The 3,207-nt window shown below is 42.1% G+C and carries 4 protein-coding genes; 1 reads left to right on the forward strand and 3 read right to left on the reverse strand.

Features of this window, described 5'->3' with window-relative positions:
• Positions 1–58: 58 nt before the first annotated feature.
• On the reverse strand, positions 59–667 hold the full coding sequence (locus tag AACT21_RS08225) for a hypothetical protein (protein ID WP_017043337.1): 609 nt from the start codon (positions 665–667) through the stop codon (positions 59–61).
• Between the two features lie 176 nt (positions 668–843).
• Here AACT21_RS08225 and AACT21_RS08230 point away from each other — a divergent pair, with 176 nt between their 5' ends.
• Entirely contained in the window at positions 844–1,950 is a 1,107-nt protein-coding gene (locus AACT21_RS08230; protein ID WP_026028217.1) for a 1-acyl-sn-glycerol-3-phosphate acyltransferase, read from the forward strand.
• Positions 1,951–2,009: 59 nt separating this feature from the next.
• On the opposite strand, the gene AACT21_RS08235 is transcribed toward AACT21_RS08230, so the two are convergent.
• Positions 2,010–2,636 carry a hypothetical protein gene (locus tag AACT21_RS08235; protein WP_013867989.1) on the reverse strand — a complete coding sequence of 209 codons (627 nt, stop codon included), beginning with the start codon at positions 2,634–2,636 and terminating at the stop codon, positions 2,010–2,012.
• A gap of 121 nt (positions 2,637–2,757) precedes the next feature.
• Positions 2,758–3,060: a YfcZ/YiiS family protein gene (locus AACT21_RS08240; protein ID WP_010318562.1), complete on the reverse strand. Its 303-nt coding sequence runs from the start codon at positions 3,058–3,060 to the stop codon at positions 2,758–2,760.
• Between the last annotated feature and the right edge of the window lie 147 nt (positions 3,061–3,207).

Genomic DNA, 3,207 nt, shown 5'->3' on the forward strand with positions numbered 1-3,207 from the left:
AATGTATAGTTAGGGATTAATCATTCAGCCAGTAAACAATCCATTTTTAAGCGAAAAATTACAAATTTCGCCCGAGAACTAAAAGCGCAAGTTGTTGGCACTCTTGTTCATTTCCTTGGAAAAGCTCATCGACGATTTGGTTCAGCTTGATGCCAGACAGTTTGCGCTTTTGTGCCTCACGAACACGTAGTGCTATTTGACATTCAATTGGTAGCTCACTTACTTGATGTGGTTGCCACGCTGATAGCTTTTCGCTGAAGTTGTTTAACGATAATTTGGGTTTAAAATGCGTGGCTTCACTTTTTAGTACATGAAGAAGGTGCGAATAGATTTCATCGTTAGGTTGACATTGACTCAGGTGATCACAAGCGGCTTGGCTCAGTTCAGATAAGGTGACGTAACCCGCTTGATGGGAAAAATCGGCGGTTAAACGTACTGAAAAATCGACACGCTGCCACTGCGTATTAGGAAAAATAGTCAGCGAGCATAAACAGTCAAAAGGGATCCAAAAACTCTGCTTTGCTTCAACTGAATATTCATGTTTGCCAAGTTTACACAGTACTAATCCGCTCATTACTCGAATCAAACTGTGTTTGATGACTTTCTTGCGAGGGGTGACAACTAAGTTAGCAGACAGTAAGGCTTCAAATTGAATCGCGTAGTTCATGGTACTTCTCACTGATTTTGGGGCGCTAAGAGTACCTTGTCTCACAGAAAATGCCAAATATGCGAACTAAAATCACCTTATTCTGGTCTGACCTTAGTGAATCTGTTACGACTGTAGCTGCGAGCTACGTCAACTATGCGTAGAATGAGCCAGCTTTTTATTTGATGTATGAATATATGACCACCACAACTGATCCTTATGTAGATATCCGTCCTTACAACGACGATGAGATTCCAGCGGCTATTGACCGTTTAATTAATGATGAAGAATTTATCTCAGCTATTTTGCAACATCGTTTTGACAAACGATCTGCTTGGCTAAAATCGATACTGAGCCCTTTTGTAAAAGCATACTTAAAGTTTAAATGGGCCAAACTCACGTCCGTGGAAGCAATCCAACTTGAAGTGAAGAAATACCTCACGAAAACACTAGAATCAACGACACAAGGTGTCACCTTCAGTGGTCTCGATAAATTGGATAAACAGACGGCTTATTTATTTATCTCGAACCACCGTGATATCGCGATGGACCCAGCATTGGTCAACTATGGTCTGTATATGTCTGGGCATAAAACTGTACGTATTGCGATTGGTGATAACTTATTGAAAAAGCCTTGTGCTACAGAGCTGATGCGTCTTAATAAGAGCTTTATTGTGAAACGCTCGGCTAAAGGTCCGCGCGAGATGATGAAAGCGCTCAGTACCTTATCTGCTTACATTAAACACTCACTTGAAACTGGAAATTCTATCTGGATAGCGCAAAAAGAGGGACGAGCAAAAGATGGTAACGATTTTACCGATCCGGCCATTTTGAAAATGTTCCATGTGGAAGGGCGCAAGCAGAAAATAGAGTTTGCTCAGTATATTCAATCGCTCAAAATTGTCCCAGTTGCGATTTCATATGAAAATGATCCGTGCGATATGGCCAAAGCGTGTGAGTTGTATGAAAAAGCGACGCATGGGCGTTATGAAAAAGGGGAATTTGAAGATATTGAAAGCATTGTCCAAGGTATTGTCGGTGAGAAAGGCCGAGTGCATGTTGGCTTTGGTGAAGTGATTACTCAAGCATTTGAAACGCCAGAAGCACTGGCGCAAGAGATCGATCGCCAAATTCACGCAAACTACAAATTATTCCCGATCAATAAGTTAGCGGCTGGGATAGAAAGTAGTGATATCACGCCAGATATCCGCGCTCACTTAGAAAGCAAGCTGACTCAGATCCCTGAAGGGGCACAGCGCTATTTACTCGATAGCTACGCCAACCCAGTAAAGAATCAGCAATAATCATTAAACGATGAAGAGAGGGGCTCACGGCTTCTTCTCTTCTCTTCTCTTTTTCTAGCCTATCTTGCGACCGCGCCGCCAAGGGTCAGTTTGCTTGGCCATTTACTGATGACATTACCTCCCAAATAAATATTGCCATTGACGGTCATCGTGTCAGGAAATTCGGTGATTTTGGAACCGCCAATAAACAAACTCCCTTCCACAACCAAACCTTCGGGCAATTGGGTTAATGGCGTTCGAATTACGCTCAAATCCCCCTTGACTAAGAGATTCGCAGGCAGCGTTTCAAGCGGTGTATCCGTGAAATTCAGGTAACCACCGACCTTGATTCTCATTGGCCACGATTTGATTTTACTACCCAGTAAGTTCGCATAACCACGAATGGTGGTACCTTTTGGAATATTCTCTAGCAAGCTATTAGATGCTTCTAAACTACCCTGCACATTCAAGCCCTTAGGCAGGGATTTTATCGATGTCTTAGCAATATTTAGGTTGCCTTTGAGCGTGAGATTTTCGGGTAGTGTTGTGTAGGGTTTATTACGCAAATAGAGATTGCCGTAATTATCAAGGTGGTTAAGAATTTGATATTGATCGAGCGGCTGTGACCATGCACAAGAGGCATAGAGAAGGTTGCATAATGTTAGTAAAAGCGAAAACTTATTCATAAAGCCTGCAGATGAAGACACGATACCTAGAGTATCGGCAGATTACGGTTAAGCTTCAATAATGCATTGCCTAGGATGAGAAAGCAAAGTGCTTGGGCGATAAAAAAGCGAGCCATGATTAGGCCCGCTAAGAGCAATTAGATTAACGAGCCAAAGAGCGCGACTTCAGTTCAAAAATAAGTTTTTCGGCACTGACTTCAAATTTGAAACGTGCATGCAATTCAGTAGAGTTATCGTCTAACGGTGAAACTTCAAACTCAACATTATCTGAAACCTGTTTGGCAAGAGCGAGGTACTTCTCAAATTCAGCTTCTAGCTGAGCTTTGTTGGGTGCCATGACCATCACTTCGGCAACTTCATCACCTTCTTTGATAATAAAGCCAATTTCGCCAGCGCAGCCACATGCTTCGCAGACTTGGATATCAACGTCTTTTTCGATACTCATTGTGAATCCTCTTAGTAAATGTATGGACATTCTAACGGGCAAATCGTTTATCAGCCACAAAAAGCCAATCAGGTTTGGGGTAAATCGCGTCTTATTTTGGTTGTTCGAAAGTTTTTAACCATCGTTATGAATTAATGAGTGTGATAC

It is taken from the genome of Vibrio sp. V08_P9A1T1 (assembly GCF_963874405.1).
Classification (GTDB): Bacteria; Pseudomonadota; Gammaproteobacteria; order Enterobacterales; family Vibrionaceae; genus Vibrio; species Vibrio anguillarum.